The organism is Lactiplantibacillus brownii (genome assembly GCF_031085375.1).
In the GTDB taxonomy this organism is placed as follows: domain Bacteria; phylum Bacillota; class Bacilli; order Lactobacillales; family Lactobacillaceae; genus Lactiplantibacillus; species Lactiplantibacillus brownii.
In genome coordinates this window covers 644,442-664,869 of the sequence record NZ_JAVCWF010000001.1, presented here as the reverse complement: position 1 = coordinate 664,869, position 20,428 = coordinate 644,442, and the positions used below count along the sequence as shown (strand labels likewise).

20 protein-coding genes are annotated in these 20,428 nt (G+C 43.6%); 8 read left to right on the top strand and 12 right to left on the bottom strand.

The annotated features are described in order from the left end of the window. Positions 1-25: 25 nt before the first annotated feature. The 4 genes from RA086_RS02745 to groES all read right to left on the bottom strand — a co-directional run bounded on the left by RA086_RS02745 (position 26) and on the right by groES (position 5,308). A complete protein-coding gene (locus tag RA086_RS02745; protein ID WP_308702387.1) occupies positions 26-1,123 on the bottom strand; it encodes a glycosyltransferase family 4 protein in 1,098 nt (365 codons plus the stop codon). A gap of 164 nt (positions 1,124-1,287) precedes the next feature. Further along, the gene (locus RA086_RS02740) at positions 1,288-3,123 is read right to left on the bottom strand and encodes an APC family permease (protein WP_308702386.1); all 1,836 of its coding nucleotides are present in this window, start codon (positions 3,121-3,123) and stop codon (positions 1,288-1,290) included. Between the two features lie 225 nt (positions 3,124-3,348). Continuing rightward, positions 3,349-4,974 carry a chaperonin GroEL gene (groL, locus tag RA086_RS02735; RefSeq protein WP_308702385.1) on the bottom strand — a complete coding sequence of 542 codons (1,626 nt, stop codon included), beginning with the start codon at positions 4,972-4,974 and terminating at the stop codon, positions 3,349-3,351. A 49-nt stretch (positions 4,975-5,023) separates the two neighbouring features. Further along, entirely contained in the window at positions 5,024-5,308 is a 285-nt protein-coding gene (gene groES / locus RA086_RS02730) for a co-chaperone GroES (protein ID WP_308702384.1), read from the bottom strand. Between the two features lie 190 nt (positions 5,309-5,498). Between groES and RA086_RS02725 the strand changes: the two genes are divergently transcribed. Continuing rightward, on the top strand, positions 5,499-6,134 hold the full coding sequence (locus RA086_RS02725) for a CPBP family intramembrane glutamic endopeptidase (protein WP_308702383.1): 636 nt from the start codon (positions 5,499-5,501) through the stop codon (positions 6,132-6,134). A gap of 61 nt (positions 6,135-6,195) precedes the next feature. Here RA086_RS02725 and RA086_RS02720 read toward each other — a convergent pair whose 3' ends face one another. Next, entirely contained in the window at positions 6,196-6,858 is a 663-nt protein-coding gene (locus RA086_RS02720; RefSeq protein ID WP_308702382.1) for a redox-sensing transcriptional repressor Rex, read from the bottom strand. A gap of 164 nt (positions 6,859-7,022) precedes the next feature. On the opposite strand from RA086_RS02720, the gene RA086_RS02715 reads away from it, so the two are divergent. Then, the gene (locus tag RA086_RS02715) at positions 7,023-8,999 is read left to right on the top strand and encodes an ABC-F family ATP-binding cassette domain-containing protein (RefSeq protein ID WP_308702381.1); all 1,977 of its coding nucleotides are present in this window, start codon (positions 7,023-7,025) and stop codon (positions 8,997-8,999) included. Between the two features lie 48 nt (positions 9,000-9,047). On the opposite strand, the gene tsaD is transcribed toward RA086_RS02715, so the two are convergent. Genes tsaD through tsaB form a run of 4 tightly spaced genes read right to left on the bottom strand, consistent with a single transcriptional unit; the run spans position 9,048 to position 11,840 of the window. Beyond that, complete coding sequence (gene tsaD / locus RA086_RS02710; RefSeq protein WP_308702380.1) at positions 9,048-10,085, bottom strand: tRNA (adenosine(37)-N6)-threonylcarbamoyltransferase complex transferase subunit TsaD; 1,038 nt, start codon at positions 10,083-10,085, stop codon at positions 9,048-9,050. Positions 10,086-10,098: 13 nt separating this feature from the next. Then, on the bottom strand, positions 10,099-10,557 hold the full coding sequence (gene rimI, locus RA086_RS02705; protein ID WP_308702379.1) for a ribosomal protein S18-alanine N-acetyltransferase: 459 nt from the start codon (positions 10,555-10,557) through the stop codon (positions 10,099-10,101). Further along, positions 10,550-11,131: a ribosomal protein S18-alanine N-acetyltransferase gene (gene rimI, locus RA086_RS02700; RefSeq protein ID WP_308702378.1), complete on the bottom strand. Its 582-nt coding sequence runs from the start codon at positions 11,129-11,131 to the stop codon at positions 10,550-10,552. Before rimI (RA086_RS02700) ends, rimI (RA086_RS02705) begins: the two co-directional genes overlap by 8 nt. Next, on the bottom strand, positions 11,115-11,840 hold the full coding sequence (gene tsaB, locus RA086_RS02695; RefSeq protein WP_308702377.1) for a tRNA (adenosine(37)-N6)-threonylcarbamoyltransferase complex dimerization subunit type 1 TsaB: 726 nt from the start codon (positions 11,838-11,840) through the stop codon (positions 11,115-11,117). The genes rimI (RA086_RS02700) and tsaB overlap by 17 nt, the downstream gene beginning before the upstream one ends. 296 nt (positions 11,841-12,136) lie before the next feature. Between tsaB and RA086_RS02690 the strand changes: the two genes are divergently transcribed. Genes RA086_RS02690 through phnW form a run of 6 tightly spaced genes read left to right on the top strand, consistent with a single transcriptional unit; the run spans position 12,137 to position 17,580 of the window. After that, the gene (locus RA086_RS02690) at positions 12,137-13,186 is read left to right on the top strand and encodes a phosphate/phosphite/phosphonate ABC transporter substrate-binding protein (RefSeq protein ID WP_308702376.1); all 1,050 of its coding nucleotides are present in this window, start codon (positions 12,137-12,139) and stop codon (positions 13,184-13,186) included. 36 nt (positions 13,187-13,222) lie between these two features. Continuing rightward, the gene (phnC, locus tag RA086_RS02685; protein WP_308702375.1) at positions 13,223-13,996 is read left to right on the top strand and encodes a phosphonate ABC transporter ATP-binding protein; all 774 of its coding nucleotides are present in this window, start codon (positions 13,223-13,225) and stop codon (positions 13,994-13,996) included. Then, complete coding sequence (gene phnE, locus RA086_RS02680) at positions 13,986-14,789, top strand: phosphonate ABC transporter, permease protein PhnE (protein WP_308702374.1); 804 nt, start codon at positions 13,986-13,988, stop codon at positions 14,787-14,789. Before phnC ends, phnE begins: the two co-directional genes overlap by 11 nt. Next, on the top strand, positions 14,786-15,640 hold the full coding sequence (locus RA086_RS02675; protein ID WP_308702373.1) for a PhnE/PtxC family ABC transporter permease: 855 nt from the start codon (positions 14,786-14,788) through the stop codon (positions 15,638-15,640). The genes phnE and RA086_RS02675 overlap by 4 nt, the downstream gene beginning before the upstream one ends. A 27-nt stretch (positions 15,641-15,667) precedes the next feature. Beyond that, complete coding sequence (gene phnX, locus RA086_RS02670) at positions 15,668-16,465, top strand: phosphonoacetaldehyde hydrolase (protein WP_308702372.1); 798 nt, start codon at positions 15,668-15,670, stop codon at positions 16,463-16,465. Positions 16,466-16,479: 14 nt separating this feature from the next. After that, positions 16,480-17,580, top strand: a complete 1,101-nt coding sequence (gene phnW, locus RA086_RS02665) for a 2-aminoethylphosphonate--pyruvate transaminase (protein ID WP_308702371.1) — start codon at positions 16,480-16,482, stop codon at positions 17,578-17,580. Between the two features lie 64 nt (positions 17,581-17,644). Here phnW and galE read toward each other — a convergent pair whose 3' ends face one another. The 3 genes from galE to rsmI all read right to left on the bottom strand — a co-directional run bounded on the left by galE (position 17,645) and on the right by rsmI (position 20,424). Next, positions 17,645-18,640: a UDP-glucose 4-epimerase GalE gene (galE, locus tag RA086_RS02660; protein WP_308702370.1), complete on the bottom strand. Its 996-nt coding sequence runs from the start codon at positions 18,638-18,640 to the stop codon at positions 17,645-17,647. A gap of 102 nt (positions 18,641-18,742) precedes the next feature. Beyond that, entirely contained in the window at positions 18,743-19,528 is a 786-nt protein-coding gene (locus RA086_RS02655) for an acyl-[acyl-carrier-protein] thioesterase (RefSeq protein ID WP_308702369.1), read from the bottom strand. A 17-nt stretch (positions 19,529-19,545) separates the two neighbouring features. Continuing rightward, on the bottom strand, positions 19,546-20,424 hold the full coding sequence (gene rsmI / locus RA086_RS02650) for a 16S rRNA (cytidine(1402)-2'-O)-methyltransferase (protein ID WP_308702368.1): 879 nt from the start codon (positions 20,422-20,424) through the stop codon (positions 19,546-19,548). Positions 20,425-20,428: the final 4 nt, after the last annotated feature.

The window sequence follows — 20,428 nt, the reverse complement described above, 5'->3', positions numbered from 1 at the left end:
AGTCTTTGACAATTGAAGCTAAGCTTTAATGATTACTTTTTGACGTAAATCTCGCAACTGTCCGCTTAATCCAATTTAACAAGGGTTGCCGATTGTCACCCGCTAGCCCGATGGCTTCCACAAATAATTCTAGCCCAAATAATAAACCAATGGTTAACAGAATCGAACCACCTATTGACGAGATTGGATAAAGCAATGAAATAAAGGAAAAAATCAAAGCAATGCCATAGATGACCATGACCGTTTGTCGGTGGGTCAACCCTAACTGCATCAACCGATGATGCAGATGATGTTTATCGGCCTGCGAAATGGGCTTTTTATTTAAGATCCGTCGAATCATCGCGTAAATAGTGTCCGTAATCGGGACTCCTAAAATCATCACGGGGACCCCAACCGAAATCAATGTGACATTTTTTAAGCCAAATAACGAGAATACCGCGGTCATAAAACCAATCAACAATGAGCCGGTATCGCCGAGATAAATTCTGGCTGGGAAAAAATTGTAAGGTAAAAAACCTAACATAGCAGCGACCAATGTAAAGATCAACAATGAGACAAAGGTATTCGCATTCAAGAAGAATAACCCAATGATCCCCATCGTACTCAATGCAATGATGGCAACCCCGGTGGCCAAGCCATCCAAGCCATCAATGAGATTAATGGCATTAGTTATGGCTAAGATCCACAACAACGTAATCGGTAAACTCAACCAATGAAAATGAATCAGACCGATAAATGGGAAGGTAAACGTTGTCATCCGAATACCACCGATGAAGTATACTTCTAAGGCGGCTAGCGTAATCCCCAGCATTTTTTGCCGTGGTTTTAATTCATAGATATCATCAATAATCCCGGTCGCCAAAATAATTAATTCGCCACCCAATAGCGCGTAAAATAAGCGCATCGGAAATTGGTGCATTAAATAGAGCATCGTCGTGCCGAACGTATAAGCAATAAAAATGGCTAAACCACCCATCGTTGGCATAGGAATCTTATTCACCCGACGATTGTTTGGTCGATCGACCGCCCCAATTTTAAACGCAAAATTTCGCACAAACGGCGTTAATATCGCGGATATCATCATGGTCGCAACTAAGCAGACTAAGATTTCAAATCTAATCATTTGCGCGTAACTCCTCTCTGACCTACTACCGATAATTATACAAACCAGAATCCCGCTTGACAACTCGATTCAAGGAAACTTAGGAAAGCCTACACAATTCGGTCACAAATCAACTAAAAAAACGACGTGTTAAGATAGCAGTGCCATCCCCACGTCGTCGTTAACTACTCTTTTAAATGATAGTTGTAGGTTGAAACAATAATATTTTCCCGTGAATTCAAAACCGCTCGTAAGCGTAAGCTCGTTTGGTTATGCAAAATATTCTGCCAAGGCTTCTTAGGAACAAATTGTGGCACCAAGACCGTGGTTGAAAAGTTGCGTTCTGCCGCACGTTTTGCAATGACGTCACAGAAGCGTAACGTTGGCGTGGCAATTGAACGATATGATGAATGAATATCCACAAAACGGACATCTGGGAAGGTTGATTTAAATTCAGCCGCCGTTTTATGTTCTTTTTCTGGATTTTCATCAAAGGAAACATGCATCGCAATCACATAATCACCGATGGAACGCGCATAATTGACAGCCGCAGCAGTAACCCGTGTCACATTGGAAACTAAGACAATGACTGTGGCACCATCATAGTCATGCAATTCTGCCTTTTCTTTCGCCACCACACGCAATTGAGCCGCAACCCGATTGTAGTGCACGTGAATTCGGTAGAACATGTAAAGCAAGAGTGGCATCACGATCAAATAAGGCCAAACATTGCCAAAATGTAAGGCAAATAAGAAGACTACTAAAACTAGTGAAATCAAAGCGCCCAGCAAATTGACCGCTGATTTAAGCCACCACCATTCACCACGTTCACGTAACCAATGCACGATCATCCCAGATTGAGACAAGGTGAACGGGACAAAGACCCCAACAGCATACAGTGGAATCAATAACGTTGTTTTCCCATGGAAGATAATGATCAAAACGATCGCACCGACGGCTAATGAGATAATCCCATTAGAATAGCCGAGTCGATCCCCACGATCCATGTAGGCATGTGGCAAGAACTTATCTTTCGCCAAATTATAAGCCAAGATTGGAAAGGCCGAAAACCCAGTATTAGCGGCAACTGCCAAGATCAAAGCCGTCGCCAATTGCAATAGGTAATAAAACAAACCATGGCCAAAGACGGCCGTTGCAATTTGTGATAGGACCGTATTGTCAGCTTGTGGCTTAATCCCCAAATAATAACTTAAATAGGTAATTCCGCCAAAGAAGATGGCCAATACGATCGCCATAATAGCCAAAGTATTCGCGGCATTACGCCGTTTTGGTCGTTTAAAGTTAGGAACCGCATTACTAATGGCTTCGACCCCTGTCAGTGAAGAAGAACCTGATGAGAAGGCCCGGAAGAAGAGTACCAAGGTCATCCCTTTGACTGGTGCCCCAATTGCGGCCGAGGCGTGATACGTCAAGTTACCGCTAGCAATGTTCATAATACCCCATAAAATCATTCCGATAATCATAATGATAAAGAAATAAACCGGAAACGTTAAAAATGACGCTGATTCTCGCATACCACGTAAATTCAAGGCCATAATTGCAATCACAATCAGGACCGCAATCAGAACTTGATAATTGACTAATGCCGGTACCGCCGAAGTAATCGCTTCGGTCCCAGAAGTCACAGAAACCGCGACCGTCAACATATAGTCAACAAGTAACGACCCCCCAGCGACTAATCCAGCTGGCCGCCCCCAGTTCGTACTGGCAACCACATACGCGCCACCACCCGAAGGATAGGCCCGAATGATTTGTCGATAAGACATCGTAATCGCAAATAAAAGCACCAATACCAATGCCGCAACATATAATTGATACATTAAGGCTGCTGCTGAAAGGGCAATCAATACGGTGGTAATCTGTTCAGTACCATAAGCGACTGACGAGAGCGCATCTGATGACAGCAGCGCCAGCGCCTTGAACTTAGTGAGCGCCTGCCCGCCTTCATCCATGGTTTTTAACGGTTTCCCGATAACTAACCGTTTTAAATAACGCCACATGATAATAACTCCTTTATTTCAAAAATAATTATTCCCAAGTAAGTGCTAAGTCAAAGTTGATTTTACTACTTTAAATTAATAAATACTACACGTTTAACTGGAACACCCTAACTTTTTCAACCCGCATAGCCCCCTAGTTTACTCCTCACTTCAAGACTTGGCTACTTATTTTTGATTAAAAAAACACCCACTCCAACGAGTAGGTGTTAAAAGTCTTAATTCAACTTACATCATACCGCCCATACCTGGGTTTGGTGCAGCAGGTGCTGCTGGTGCTTGTGGTTCAGGCTTTTCAGCAACAACGGCTTCAGTCGTTAATAATAAGGCTGAAACTGAGGCTGCATTTTGTAAAGCTGAACGTGTCACCTTGGTTGGATCAACGATCCCAGCTTTAACCATATCAACCCATTCATCTGTCGAAGCATTGAAGCCAACGCCAGGTTTTTGTTCCTTGAGTTTTTCAACGATAACTGAACCTTCAAGGCCAGCGTTTTCGGCGATTTGACGAACTGGTTCTTCCAAAGCACGTTTAACAATGTTAATCCCAGTTTGAACGTCACCAGTTTCCTTTAAAGCGTCAACGTCTTTGATAACGTTAACCAAGGCAGTCCCACCACCAGCAACGAAGCCTTCTTCAACGGCTGCACGAGTTGCGTTCAAAGCATCTTCGATCCGATATTTACGTTCCTTCAATTCAGTTTCAGTTGCAGCACCGACCCGCACAACGGCGACCCCGCCAGCCAACTTAGCTAAACGTTCTTGGAGCTTTTCTTTATCAAAATCAGAAGTGGTTTCACTAATTTGGTTACGGATGAAGTCAACTCGTTCTGAGATGGCATCCTTAGCACCAGCACCCTCAACGATGGTGGTGTTATCTTTAGTAACCGTAACTTTGTTAGCTTGACCTAATTGATCAATCGTAGTGTCTTTCAATTCAAGACCTAAATCATCAGTGATGACCGTCCCACCAGTTAAGATGGCAATATCTTGTAATTGTTCCTTACGCCGATCACCAAAACCGGGTGCCTTAACTGCAACGACATTGAACGTCCCACGCATCTTGTTTAAGACTAAGGTTGGTAAAGCTTCACCAGAGATATCATCCGCGATGATCAACAATGGCTTGCCTTGTTCAACGATTGATTGCAATAATGGTAAGATATCTTGAATATTCGAGATCTTCTTATCGGTAATTAAAATGTAAGGGCTATCGAGGTCTGCTTCCATCTTATCGTTATCGGTAACCATATATTGTGATAAGTAACCACGATCAAATTGCATACCTTCAACAACATCCAAGCTTGTGTCAACGCCACGTGATTCTTCAATCGTGATGACGCCATCATGACCAACTTTTTCCATTGCTTCAGCAATTAACTTACCAGTTTCTTGACTTGAAGATGAAACCGCCGCGATTTGAGCGATATCTTCTTGTGTCTTAACTTCGTGAGCCATTGCATGCAATGAATCAACCGCCGTCTTAGTCGCTTCTTCGATCCCACGACGAATGCCAACTGGGTTAGCACCGGCAGTTACGTTCTTCATACCTTCATTAACGATCGATTGTGTTAAGACCGTCGCAGTAGTCGTCCCATCACCGGCGATATCATTAGTTTTAGAAGCAACTTCCGAAACTAATTTAGCACCCATGTTTTCAAAATGGTCGTCTAATTCGATGGCCTTAGCAATTGTGACCCCATCATTAGTAATAGTTGGTGAGCCATATGATTGTTCCAAAACAACGTTACGACCCTTAGGACCAAGCGTTGATTTTACAGTGTCAGCTAATTGATCGACACCTTTGAGCATTGCTGAACGTGCGTCTTCAGAAAACTTTAATTCTTTAGCCATTATCTGTATTCACCTCATAAATAGTTTTTAATTAAATCATTTAAATGGATTAGTCTTCGACTGCGACAATATCTTTTTCGTGCAAAACAAGATACGTAGCGCCTTCATACTTAACTTCAGTACCAGCGTATTTGTCAAACAAAACTTGTTCGCCGACTTTGACACTTGGGGCTACTTTAGACCCGTTATCTAAAACACGGCCATCGGAAACGGCAACAACTTTACCGCTTTGTGGCTTTTCCTTAGCGTTATTGGCAATAACGATTCCGCCAACTGTTTGTTCTTCTTCTGCTTGTTGTTGCAAAATGACACGATCACCTAATGGTTTTAACACGTGAATCCCTCCATTTGTTCTTTTTTAGCACTCCTAAAGTTCAAGTGCTAATCACAAAATCAACTATAACATTTTCATTTGAGAATGCAAGTTATTCGTCAATAATTAGTCAAAGAATGTCAAATCGACTATAATGGGACTACTTAAGTCAAGTTTGACTCGAAATCTACACCGTAAGGACGTGAAAGAAATGGCCAATCGCCGCCAATCTCTCAGTATTTTAGTTTGTTATTTTATCGTTTATGCGTTGCCCACTTTATTAGTCACGGGCTTCCCACACTTGGGTTCAGAAGTTTACCTTATCCAAACTTTAGATTACTTAATCGGTGCCATAATCATCGGTTGGTTGGCTTGGCACCATGCCCAGCCCAACACCATTGAGCAACAGCCTAGCACTTGGTTATCGACCATTCTCTGGGGCTTAGCTGGTACCTTTATCGTGATTGTCGGCCAAAATGCCATCTTAAACTTGACTCGTTTGTTAGGTCAATCAACTGCATCTGAAAACACCAGTACTTTACTCGCAGTTGGGCAAAAGTACCCCTTCTTTTTCTTGGCTGTGCTTGTTGGGGCCCCAATTATGGAAGAAATCGTTTTTCGGAAAGTTATTTTTGGCTTTTTCACGCCGGTCACTGGAAGCATTGGTGCCGCGGTTATTTCCAGTCTACTGTTCAGTTTCGCCCACGCGGACGGTCATCTCATCCTCTACGCCTTTGTTGGCCTGTTCTTCTGTTGGCTCTACCGCCACACCGGTCGCATTCAGACTTCAATGATTGCACATGTTTTGATGAACGGCGCGGTTGTCATACCGATACTTTTCAATTAAATCAGCTTAAAATAAAGACGCAGCCAGCTTTTGCTAGTTGCGTCTTTTTAAACTTCATTCGTTACTTTTCAGCTTTAGATTTATCGCCAAGTTGTTCACCATAATGTTCAATAAAGTAAATTAAAGTTTGTAACTCATTGGTTAAATCAACATTTTGAACCCGGACCGTTTCTGGCACTGAAATGCGCAAAGGCGTAAAGTTCATGATTCCCTTCACATTTGCTGAAACTAATTCATCCGTCACCGCTTGGACAACCGAGGTTGGCACCGTTAAGATGGCAATCTCAATCTGTTGTTCGATTAATTGTTTCTTAAGTTCAGACATTGGATAAACTGGCACGCCGCTTTGTACGGTGTTCGCAATCGACTCATTAACATCGAAAGCAGCCGAAATCCGGACATTACTGTTCTTGTGAAAATTAAAATTGAGCAAAGCATGTCCTAAATTACCGACCCCAATCAAAGCCACATTCGTTAACGTATCTTGATTCAAGATCTTCTTGAAAAAGGTTAGCAACTTTTCAACATCATAACCATAACCACGTTTGCCAAGTGCGCCAAAATAGGAAAAATCCCGTCGAATCGTGGCTGAATCAACTTTAACCGCCTCAGACAGTTCTGTTGATGAGACGCGCTTTTTATCTGCGTCTAATAAAATATTTAAATACCGGTAGTAAATCGGTAACCGTTTCGCCGTTGCCCGGGGAATTTTTGTTTCTGCCATTGGACGACCCTCCTTATTAAAAGTTTGTGAATTTGCTGACACTATTCTAGCATACCCCGACACTTTGTGAAATAATATTTACTTATTATTCCGTTTCATTAGGGCTAATCGTGGCAATATGCTACAATTATTTGACGAATCAACCCTGAAAGGAGCTTAAAAACGTGATTTTACTACAAGTGCAACAAGTCATGCGGCGTTTTGGCGCTGATGTCTTGTTCGATAACGTACAAATGGACATTCAAGACCACGCCCGCGTGGCATTAGTTGGTCGCAACGGGGCTGGCAAGTCCACCCTTTTAAAAATGATTGCTGGTGAAACCGTCCCAGATGAAGGCCAAATTTCAATGCGCAAGGGGTTAACAATTGGGTATTTAGCCCAAGATCAAGGCTTAGATAGCGCGCATACGATTTGGGAAGAAATGAGCAGTGTCTTTGCTGGCTTACATAAATTAGAAGCACAGATGCACCAACTGGAAGATCAACTCAGTGACCCCGCAGTGATTGCCGATCAACCGACCTATGAGCAAACTTTGAAAACTTATGATCAAGTTCAAACAGATTTTCAGCAACAAAATGGTTATGGTTATCAGGCAGAAATCCGAGGCGTGCTACATGGCTTCCAATTTGATGCCGATGTTTATGATAAATCAGTGACCGAATTATCAGGTGGTCAAAAGACCCAGCTAGCCTTGGCGAAGCTGTTGCTCGAAAAACGAGATTTGTTGATCTTAGATGAACCAACCAATCACTTGGATGTTGAGACGTTAACCTGGTTGGAAAGCTATTTGCAATCCTATACCGGTGCGCTACTAATCGTGAGTCATGACCGTTACTTTTTAGATCGCGTCGTTAATGAAGTGTACGATTTGTCGCATCATGAAATGGTGCATTACACCGGTAATTACGATCAATATATCCAAACGAAAGCCGCTCGGATTCAAGCTGAATGGAAACACTACGAAAAACAACAGGCCGAAATCAGTAAATTAGAAGATTTTGTCAATCGCAATATTGTCCGGGCTTCGACCACCAAACGAGCGCAGTCACGACGAAAACAGCTCGCTAAAATGGATCGGTTGGAACGACCAGATAGTGACGAAAAGACTGCCCACTTTGGCTTTCACGCGGCTAAACAAAGTGGCAACATTGTGTTAACCGTCAAAGATGCTGCCGTTGGTTATCAAGGTCAGATTCTGTCTGAACCGGATAATTTAAACATCAAGAAACATGAAGCTATCGCGATTGTTGGCCCAAACGGCATCGGTAAATCTACCCTGTTAAAAAGTATCCTGGGGCAGATTCCATTTATTAAAGGCGCAGCCGTATTCGGGACAAATGTGGTCACTGGTTACTACGATCAGGAACAGAAGAACTTACATGATCGTAAAACTGTCTTGAGTGAACTCTGGGACGAACATCCCACGACACCTGAAAAAGACATTCGCACGATCTTAGGGAGTTTTCTCTTTACGGGTGAAGATGTCGATAAACCAATTAACGCCCTTTCTGGTGGTGAACGTGCCCGCTTACTTTTAACTAAGTTAGCCATGCAAAATGACAATTTTCTAATTTTAGATGAACCGACGAACCATTTGGACATCGATAGCCGCGAAGTTTTGGAAGTTGCTTTAAATGACTTTGATGGGACCTTATTGTTTGTTTCTCATGACCGTTATTTCATTAATCAAGTCGCCACCAGCGTCGTAGAAGTCTCACCAACTGGGACTGAATTGTTCTTAGGCGATTATGATTACTACATCGACAAGAAACAAGAACAAGCCGAATTAGCCGAGGCAGCGGCAAGCGCGGCCGCCGCTAGTGAAAGTGCTGCCACAACTGAACAAGCCACTGCCGCACCCGACCCACGTTCAAAGGGACAGCAGAACTATCAAGCTAGCAAGCAACAGCAACGTGACAAACGCAAACTTGAACGTTCAGTGGCCGCACTAGAAGAAAAAATGAGTACGCTGGAAACGCAAGCAACAACCATTCAAGAACAGATGTCACAACCAGAAGTTTTCGCAGATGCCGGTAAATTGCAGGATCTTCAAAAGCAATTAGAGGCCGTCAATGCTGAACATGAACAAGCAGAAAACGACTGGACCGAACAAGCAGAACAATTAGAAAATCTCGGTTAACAAAAACGCCGGCCTGATCATAATCAGGGCCGACGTTTTTTATTAGTTTTAATGAACCATGTTAGGCATCCAATCGAATTCCAAGCTAGGGTCAGCGTTCAAAGTAGCATCCCCAAATTGATGATGCTGATACTGAACATAACCCGCAGCACCAATCATGGCACCGTTATCACCACATAACTTCAACGGTGCTAATAAGAGCTCCGTTGCCGGAAACTTCGTCGGCAATTCGGTTTGTAGACGCTCGCGTAAACCATGATTAGCAGCGACACCCCCAGCGAGTACCAGTTGTTTAACCGGATACTGTGCCAAGACCCGCATCGTTTTAGCGGTTAACACGTCAACCACACTGGCCTGAAAACTCGCTGCTAAGTCATTTTTATCTAAGGTTTCACCAATCTGATCGGCATGATGCACTGTGTTAATGAAGGCACTTTTCAACCCGCTAAAGCTAAAATCATAATTATCTTCATCAATCATGGCACGTGGAAAGTTAAAGGTATCCTGACCTTGGTGCGCCATTTCATCGATTACTTTGCCGGCTGGATAAGGTACCCCTAGCACACGGCCAATCTTATCATAAGCTTCACCAGCTGCGTCATCACGCGTTTCACCGATAATTTCGAATTGACCATCGGCTTGCATGTAAACTAACTCCGTATGACCACCTGAAACGAGCAATGCCATCAATGGAAATTCAAACGGCTTCACAAAACGGGCCGCATAGATATGTCCCGCCATATGGTCCACCGGGATCAATGGCAAATGATGGGCATACGCAACGGTCTTAGCCGCGTTAACCCCCACCAACAACGCTCCCACTAATCCGGGACCATATGTGACTGCCACCGCGTCCAAGTCATCATAAGTAACGTTGGCTTCTTTCAAGGCATCTTCAATACAAATCGTAATTTGTTCAATATGATGACGACTTGCCACTTCTGGCACGACCCCACCGAAACGTTTGTGACTATTAATTTGTGTTGCAATGACATTCGATAAAATTGTTTGTCCGTCTGCGACGACGGCGACACTCGTTTCATCACAACTAGATTCGAACGCTAAGATTAAATTCTGTTTCTCCACGAGCTACCATCCTTCATTCAATAATTTTACGCATAATTATGGCATCTTCACGCGGGTGCTGATAATAATTCTGCCGCACGGAAATTTTTTCAAAACCACATTGTTCATATAAACCTCGTGCAGCGACATTACTAGTCCGCACTTCTAAAAACAATTTATCCGCAGCCGTCAATTGGGCGAAAACTGTTTCAAGCATCTGCCGAGCATAACCGTGACGTTGATAATCAGGGTGTACCGCAACATTAGTGACTTCAGTCTCATCAAGCACCGTCGTCAAACTAATAAACCCGATTGGCCGTTGCCGAAGCACCAATAACTGGTACCGTGATTGCGGCAAAGCAAGGTCAGCCGCAAAGGTTGCTAAGCGCCATGGCGCGCCACCTGGATATGCCGCGGCGGCGAGATCATAACACGCTTGAGCAACCCATTCAGTTGACCATGCCGGACTAGCAACCAATTCAGGCTTAAGCATTGGGGGCCACTACTGGCAAGTGGTAAGTCATATCAATGGCATCTTCATGATCACCAAAGTAGTACCGTTTTTTGACCCCCGTCTTCTCAAAGCCTAAATTTTGATACAACCGTTGCGCATTAGTATTGCTATACCGGACTTCAAGCGTCACGGTTCGATAGTTTAAATAACCAGCCCGTTTAATCATTGTTTTCATCATAAAACTGCCGAGACCTTGATTTTGAAAATCAGGATGCACCGCAATATTCGTGATATGAGCATCTTGCCGGCGATCATCAAAGGCGCAACCACAAAAAGCACATAACCGGTCCTCGTGGCGCATCACAATATAAAACCGACCACCTTGACGACGTAACTCCGTCTTAAAGGCATTCTCATCCCAAGGTGTCTTGCCAGCGTAAACGGCACGTTCGATGGCCAACATTTCTGGCACATCTGTGATCAACGCGCGGGACAAATAATAACCCGTCGCACCCACTTGAACGACGTGATTATCAATCCGCATAATTTTTTGACGGCGCTGGCTACGATTTTTTGTTATCTTCTGAAAGTACTGCTTAAATCTTCTCAACATATGGCGCATGGTCCTCTTTCGGATGTTTGGCTAACCATTCGCGTTCCGCTTGCGTTAGCCGTAAGTAGTTAGGCACAAAAGCATGGATCTTTTCCACGGGGGTCGCTGTTCGGCCCATTAAGCCGAGTACCACCGCTTGCGGTAAATCTAATTGGGGTTGCGCACGAACAAATTGCTCACCCAGTTGTGCTTGTAATGCGGGGGCATATTGCGTCACATCACTGCCGACAAACACAATCGGTTCATGAATCGCAGCTAATTGCTGACACCATTCCGTCACACTAATGTGTTGGTCTGGTAATTCATTGACTGGCTGACCGGCTTTGATTCGATACAAACCCGTGAATAAATTGTCCCGTCGAGCATCAAATAATGGCGCAACTAATTGTCCTTCAGCAACAATGTTGCCTGCCAAAACGGCTAAACTGGATAAGCCAACTAACGCTTTATGTAACGTAAAGGCCAATGTTTTAGCAGTCGTCACACCAATCCGCAAGCCAGTGTACGACCCCGGTCCAGCCGCAACGACCACACGATCCAAATCGTCCGCTGTCAACCCAGCTTGGCTAATTGACTTTTCAATAATTGGTAACAAAGTGCTGCTATGGTTACGACCAACATTGGTGGTCGTCGTGGCAAGCACCTTCGTATCATCTAAAACCGCCACACTCAACGGGCGATTGGATGTCTCAATTGCCAACAACTTCATATTTAAAAAAGCTCCTCATTTTGAATTACTTCACATATCTTATCATAATTTACTAGCTTTGAAAGGAATCCGGCCGTTTTCAAGCGCTTTGCAATCAAATCCTAAGCATTTTACAAAAAATGTTAGGCTTCATCGCTGTATGCCACTTTCACAGTCAATGATATTTACGATGTAATCAATTCGTAAATATTCTTTACATAACTTATACCAATTATTCACCGATAATTTTTCACACGTTTACATTGCCTTGGTATTCTACACAGGTAACTAATATTACTTTGGAGGTAATTGATATTATGGTAAAGCTTAACAAGTCCCTCGTTGGACTCTCATTAATTTCAGTTTTAGGTTTAGGATTGGCTGGTTGTGCTAGTGGTACTAGCACCAAGACTGGTAGTAGCGCAAGCACCGATAAGAGTAAGGCCATTACGGTCGTCTTTTACCCAAATGAATCTGCAAAAAGTTTTGCAGGCTCACGTGATGCTTTGAAAAAGTCGATTGAAAAGGTCACTGGCAAAACGGTCAAAGTTCAAACGACCACCGACTACAACGTGGCAATTCAAGCCATTGCTTCTGGCAAAGCACAATTAGCTTATATGGGTGCCAACGGTTATATTCAAGCCCATAAGCTTAGCAAAGATGTTGAACCTTTCGCCGCTCAATCAGACGCTGATGGTAGCTTGAAGAAAGCCACTTACAACTCTTACTTAATGGTACAACAAAAAGATGCCGATAAGTACAAAGCAGATGGCAAATTTAGTATTAAAGATATTAAAGGTAAGAAAATTTCTTATGTTTCTAATAGCTCAACTTCTGGTTTCTTAGTACCAACTGCTAAAATCACTAACGAATTTAAGATCAAGAACAAAGATGACTTGACTCAAAATGGCAAATTCTTCAGTAAAGTCCTCTACGGTGGCTCTCATCAAGGTTCAGCCGTTAACCTCTTAAAGGGTGACGTCGACGTTGCTGCCTTTGATGATGGTGACTTAATGCCTTACTTGAAAGTTTCTGAAGGTTCATGGGATAAAGTCGGCTCAACTTTCGAAGTTAAAGCTGATGCAGAAGCCCCATTCAGTAGTTTAACTGGTAAAAAGGTAACTAACATCGCCATGATGCCTGTTCAACAAGGCCCATGGGTCTACAACACTAAGTCATTGAGCAAGGATGACCAAGACAAGATTGCTAAAGAATTCACTTCCAAGGAATTTGCTCAAAATAAAGAAATCTTCTCTGATAAAGACGCCAAAACACCAAAACTCTTCCCTAAGAAGTCTGAAAAGACGCAATTATTGAAGGTTACTGATAAATGGTATGCCCCAACTCATAAGTTAGTTGGTTACTAAACTCACCATTAATCTGGATTAACGAAAGGACATGCTATGCTCAAGGTAAATCAACTAGATAAAACATATGGTCAAGACAAGCATTCGCTCAAGTCAGTCAGTTTCACAGCTCAACCCGGTGAAGTTACCGCGATTATCGGTCCCTCTGGGGCAGGTAAAACGACGATTTTACGGAGTGTCAATCAATTAATTCGTGATGATAGCGGTCAAATTTTGTTAGACGATCAAGATATTCGCCAAGCAAATAAAGCCGAGCTCCGTAAGATTCGTCATCATATTGGCATGATATTCCAAAACTACAATTTGATCAGTCCCCTCACCGCACTTGAGAACGTCTTGCATGGTCGTCTAGGAGCTAAATCAACCTTGGCTGGCATGTTCGGACTCTACAGTACCGCTGAAAAAACTGAAGCTTTGGCCTTATTGTCTGAAGTCGGACTCAAAGATTATGCCTACCAACGCTGTGATCAACTCAGTGGTGGTCAACAACAACGGGTCGGGATTGCTCGGGCTTTAATGCAACATCCCAAAATGATTCTTTGTGATGAACCTATTGCCTCACTTGATCCTAAGTCAACCAAGATCGTGATGGACATCTTGCGTCAATTAGCTCGCGAAAAGCAATTGATTATTTTGATTAACTTGCATCAAATTGATATTGCGATGGCTTACGCTGATCATATTGTTGGCATCAACAACGGCGCCATTGTCTTTGAAGGGCCAACCAAACAAGTTGATGACACTGTACTACAAAAAATCTACCGTCAGGCAACTGAAACGAAAGTTAAGGTAGCGGCGAATGAAAACTAAATACACGTCACCGCAACAATTCTTTCATGAACGCCAATTACGGTTGACGGTCGTTTTAATCATTTTACTTGGCATCTACTTGGTTTCAGTTTGGCTAGTTAACTTTCAGACTTTTTCATCATTAGCCCAAGTTCCTGCTGGCCTGATTTGGTTGTTTAAAACCTTTATCCCTAATCAGCACACGACTACTTATTTGGGACCCATCTTCTATCAGCTTTGGAAGACGTTGATCGTTGCTATTTCTTCAACGGTTTGTGCCGCCATTTTAAGTTTGATTTTTGCTGTTTTAGGTGCAAAGACAACCAGTCCAAATCGTGGCTTTCAATTAACAGTCCGCTTTGGCGCATCGTTACTGCGAAACATTCCGGTTGTTGCTTGGGCGATGATCTTGCTTTTCTCCTTTAAGCAAAGCGACTTTACAGGTTTTCTAGCCTTATTCTTCATGACATTAGGCTACCTTACCCGGGCCTTTACTGAAACGATTGAAGATTTAGATACTGAAAAGTTACATGCGCTACAAGCCGTTGGGGCCAATTATTTTCAATGCGTTTTCTGTGGGGTTTTACCTGAAGCGGCTAGCAGTATGACGAGTTGGGTCCTGTACATGATTGAAAACAACATTCGTGATGCCACCTTAGTTGGGATCTTGACTGGAACTGGAATTGGCTTCTTGTTCAACCAATATTTCAAGAGTATCCGCTATGATGCTGCTGGCCTAATCGTCTTGTTGATTGCAGTCCTAGTCATCGTCTTAGAGCTAACTTCAACGCGGATTAGGAGGGCAATTGCATGATTGAAAATTCATCGTCTGAATCAAATACAGTTAATCCTCAAGTACCAAAGACTGCACGGATTTCACTAATGACAAAGCCACGTCTGATTTTACGGAGCGTCCTAGCCGTTTTAGGACTAGTGACCATTTATTCACTGGTTACGATGGACACCGCTGGCTTAAAGCTTGGTGAAGCATTTCATAGTTTGGGGATTAATTTAAAGGCCATGTTTTTACAACCCAATGTTGGTCAAGATACTTGGTCTGTGCTCCTAAAAGCACTCTCAACAAGTATTGCGTTAACCTTACTCACAACCCTTTTAGGCGCCTTGATTGCTTTCTTTATTGCCGTCTTCTCAGCCCGTAACTTATCCCCTGCTTGGTTAGCGAACACTTTAAAAGCTGTGATGGCCTTTATCCGTTCCATTCCAACCATTATCTGGGTCTTAATTTACTCGGCTGTTATGGGACTAGGTGCTAGTGCGGCTGTGATTGGTTTGACCTTCCATAGTATTGCCTACTTGGTTAAAGCCTATTCAGAAAGTATTGAAGAAACCCCACAAGCAACCATTGAGGCCCTAAAGGCTAGTGGTGTTCGTTTTTGGCCCATTATTTTTCAAGCTATCTTACCTTCGATCGTTCCGGCATTACTCAGCTGGACCTTCATCCGTTTTGAGATCAACTTTGCTAATGCAGTCGCCGTTGGTGCGGCTGCTGGTGCGGATGATATCGGGTACTACCTCTTCATGGCCAGTGGTTTTTATTTCAATTTCCATGAAGTTGGGTTGATTGTTTACCTATTATTAGGGTTTGCAATCATTCTCGAATTAATCTCCATGCGGTTACGTGGGCACTATTTAAAGCGCAATTAGTTTGCTAAGTTTAAAGGAGTTTTTTAAATGACAATTCAAGCCGTTATTTTCGACTGGGCCGGGACCACGATTGATTATGGTAGCCGTGCACCCATCGTTGCATTTCAACAAGCCTTTGCCAATGTTGGCATTGAGATTTCTGAAGCTGAGATTCGCCAAGATATGGGCTTAGACAAATATACTCATATCCATAAGATTATCAGCTTACCCGCTGTTCAAAATGATTGGCAAGCTCGTTTCCAAGTGTTGCCTACACCCGATGACTGTGATCGTATTTTTCAAGATTTCAAGTCAATCTTGTTAGCAACTTTAACCAATTTTGCGCACCTCAAACCCGGCATGGCTAGTGTCGTTGACTATTTAACGACTAACCAGATTCCTTATGGTTCAACAACGGGCTATGATGACGAAATGTTGGCGACGGTTTTACCAATCGCCGCTAATCAAGGCTACCGGCCAACGGTTAACATTACTTCAGCACAAACTAACGGCATTGGCCGCCCGGCTTCTGCCATGCTTGAATTAGCTTGTGATCAATTAGAAGTCACTGACTATGCCAATGTCGTTAAAGTGGGCGATTCAATCAATGATATTCTCGAAGGTCAAAACGCCGATGCAATTAGTGTTGGTATCATTGACGGGAGTAATTTAATGGGACTATCTCAAGCAGCCTTTGACGGATTAAGTGCCGCTGAACAAGCTGAACGACGCGTTAAGGTCGCAACCCAATACGAAGCAGCCGGTGCCGATTACATTTTACAATCAATGGCCGACCTTCCTGCTCTCTTAACCACTCTTAGTCAACCTGTTAGCGATTTGCATTAGTCAAAGGAGATTTCATGAAACAACCCTATTTATTATTAACCCCCGGACCACTTAGTACGACTGAAACCGTTAAAGCCGCCATGCAAATTGACTACTGTACTTGGGATAGTGATTATCGTCAGGTCACTGAAACCATTCGCGACCAAATCCTCACGTTGGCACAAGCCAATGCCGATAATTACACGACCGTTCTGCTACAAGGTAGTGGGAGTTATGGGGTCGAAGCAACTATCGGCTCAGCCATTCCTCGCGAAGGTGCGGTGTTGATGGTCGCTATCAATGGTGCTTACGGCCAACGAATTAGTGAAATTGCTGACTATTATGCCATTCCACACGTTGACGTTGTTTTTGGCGAAGATGAAATCGTTGATCCACAACGGATTAATGCGGCCTTAGATGCCCATCCAGAAGTCACTCATTTTGCCACCGTCCATAGCGAAACGACTACTGGTATCCTTAACCCCATCGATCAGCTGATGCCCCTATTAACTTCACGTGGCATCATTTCGATCATCGATGCCATGTCTAGCTTAGGCGGTGTCCCAATCGTTATGGATCAATTGGACTGCGACTACTTGATTAGTAGTGCCAACAAATGTGTGCAAGGCGTCCCTGGTTTTGCTTTCATTATTGCAAAGAAAAGTGAACTAGCTAAAACTGCTGGTAACGCACGTTCATTGAGTCTTGACCTCTATGCCCAATGGCAAGCAATGACGAAGCAACCAGGTAAATGGCGGTTCACTTCCCCAACACATGTGGTGCATGCGTTTGCGCAGGCCCTTAATGAGTTGAATTTAGAAGGCGGTGTTGACACGCGTTATCACCGATATGCTGCTAACCAATCACGATTAAGTTCTGGTATGCAGGCACTAGGTTTTGATTTAGTGATTGACCCCGCTAATCAAGGCCCAATCATCACCTCGTTCAAATACCCTAACGATCAATTTGACTTTGATGATTTTTATCAATTCATCAAGGCTCGCGGATTCGTGATTTATCCGGGTAAAGTCTCCACACTACCAAGTTTTAGAATTGGGACTATTGGTGATGTTGACCTTGCTGATATTAACCGGCTATTAGCCATTATCAGCGACTACCGTCAATTAAATCCTTAGTTAACCCCAAAAGACCCCCGTACACTGACTATTTTCGGTCAGTGTACGGGGGTCTTTTTTTAATCTAGTGACGATCATCATACCCATTTGGATGCTTTTGCGTCCAAGTCCAGGCTGTTTTAATAATTTCGTTGACATCGTCGTAATGTGGTTGCCAACCAAGAACCTTCCGAGCCTTATCACTAGCCGCAACTAATGAGTCTGGATCGCCAGGGCGCCGTGGTGCAATTTTGGCTGGAATTGGCTTTCCAGTAACCTCACGTGCTGCCGTGAGCATTTGGCGATTAGAGAAGCCAGTAGACGAGCCCAAATTGAAAGCATTGCTGTCATTACCCGCAGCCAAGTATTTCAACGCTAAAATATGAGCATCCGCCAGGTCAACCACGTGAACATAGTCACGCACATTCGTCCCATCAGGCGTATTGTAGTCATCGCCAAAGATCTTTAATTCATCACGTTTGCCTTGCGCAACTTGTAAGATAATTGGTACCAGATGAGTTTCTGGGCCATGATCTTCACCAATACTGCCGTCAGGTTTGGCCCCGGCCACATTGAAGTATCGTAATGCGACAAACTTAATCCCATAAGCCACATCAGACCAATGCATGATGTGTTCCATCATGAGTTTACTTGCCCCATAAGGATTGATTGGTTCTTGTGGATCAGTTTCTTTAATTGGAATTTGCTTCGGTGTCCCATACGTTGCCGCAGTTGATGAAAAGACAATTTTCTTCACATCGTGTGCTTGCATCGCTTCTAGCAACGTAATCATGCCACCAGTATTATTATCAAAATACTTTAATGGTTTTGCCATTGACTCTGGCACGATTGAAAAGGCTGCAAAATGAACGACTGCTTCAATGGATTCTTGATCAAAAACTTGATTTAAAAAGTTGGCATCACGTAAATCACCTTGATAGAACTTAGCCGCAGAATTAATTGCCGCTAAATGACCAGTGACCAAATTATCTACAACAACGACCTCATGACCAGTTTCAACTAACCGATCAACCATATGAGAACCAATGTAACCGGCTCCCCCCAACACAAGAATTGACATAATGACCCTCCCTTATAATATGCTCTAATCATAGCATATCCAGTCCCTAATACGACCTAATTTCCAACCAAAAAAGCTGAGTTTTTATACTCAGCTTCTAATTTAGTTTATTGGTGTTGCTAACATTTGCCATTGAATCGTGACCTCACAACATTTCTCATCACCCAAACGGATGCGATGACTCGTTGTGACCTGCTCAGCGTCACTGGTTGGTAAAATATTCACTTCCGCCGTAACCGTATGACCGTATTTCACTTCATTCTCGTAGCGCACATCCACATGCTTTAAATCGTGTTGTAACAAAAACTCGGCTGGCAAAGTATCCAGCAACCAATCAAAGTAGTGGGCATTATTGACATGTCGATTAGGATCAATGTCAAAAAATCGCACTTGATACGGCTTACTAATCGTGTCCGCAGTGGTTTCGAAACTAATCGGCCGTGGTAAACGTGGAATCCGTTTCGTGGCTTCCGAATGGTAAGGCGCCACTAATTCCGGATTGATTTTGACAATCTTACGCGTCGTTTGACTCATCGTGACCCAAATACTTGTGATATAAGCCAACTCTTCCCCATTAGCATCCCGAATCCAAAATTCACGGAAAGCAAAATACGGATTATAGGCCGAACCACGAACTGCAATCGTCACCACTTCATCTAAACGAGGCATCCGTGTGACGTTGATCGCATATTGGGTCACCACCCAACCAACGCCATGCTGTTGCACAAAATCGGTCGTTAACCCTAACGCGTCGCTTTGATCTTGTGATCCCAAAATAGCAATATCAATTAAAGTTGCTAAAGTGGCTCGACCGGTGCGATCACATTCGTAATAAGTTAACCGATGCTCTTCAGTAAAAACCTTTGCTTGCGCGCCTAAAGCTGCCATTAATTTGCTCCCATCTGTTAGTTGATCTCGTGAAAGTCGTTATAAACCGTTTGTCGTTGCAACTGACGCCGTTTAGCGATTTCTTTAATCGCAGCATTCGGCTTGTTGCCAGCAGCAATGAGCGCCTCAACCTGGGCCTTTAAAGGTAATTCAGCCAACTCATCCGGACTGTCTGGTTCTGGCTCATTAGGATTGCCACCGATCAACAGCACAAACTCACCTTTTAATTGGTGATCTTGTGACCAGGCGATCATTTCTGCCAAGGTGCCACGTGCAAACTCTTCATAACGTTTCGTCAATTCCCGACAAGCAACAATTGGCCGCGTTGACTCACAAACTTTTGCCAGTGCCGTCAACGTTTTTGCGACCCGGAATGGTGATTCATAAAGGATCACCGTTTCTTGATGTTGCGCCAATGCTGCCAAAGCCGTTTGCTGTTCATGCTTCTTGCGAGGCAAAAAGCCATAAAAGTAAAAAGGCTGTGGTACTAGCCCAGACGCAATCAGCGCCGTGAGGCCAGCATTGGCCCCTGGCAACGGGACAACCGGTAAGTTGGCTGCCACACAAGCTGCCACTAATTCAGTCCCAGGATCACTGATTGACGGCATACCGGCGTCACTGACTTGGGCAAGATTAGTCCCAGCCTGCAATTTGGCAATTAATTGTGGGAGTCGTTCTTGCGTATTGTGTTCATGAAAACTAATTTGTTTCGTTTCAATTTCAAAGTGATTTAATAATTTTTGCGTATTACGAGTATCTTCTGCCGCAATCAGGTCGACCGCTTTTAAAGTTGCCACGGCACGATAAGTCATATCTTGTAAGTTACCGATTGGCGTCGGCACTAAATAAAGTGTCCCGACACCCGCATGATCTGCAAAACTCTGTTGCGTCTCCAATGCA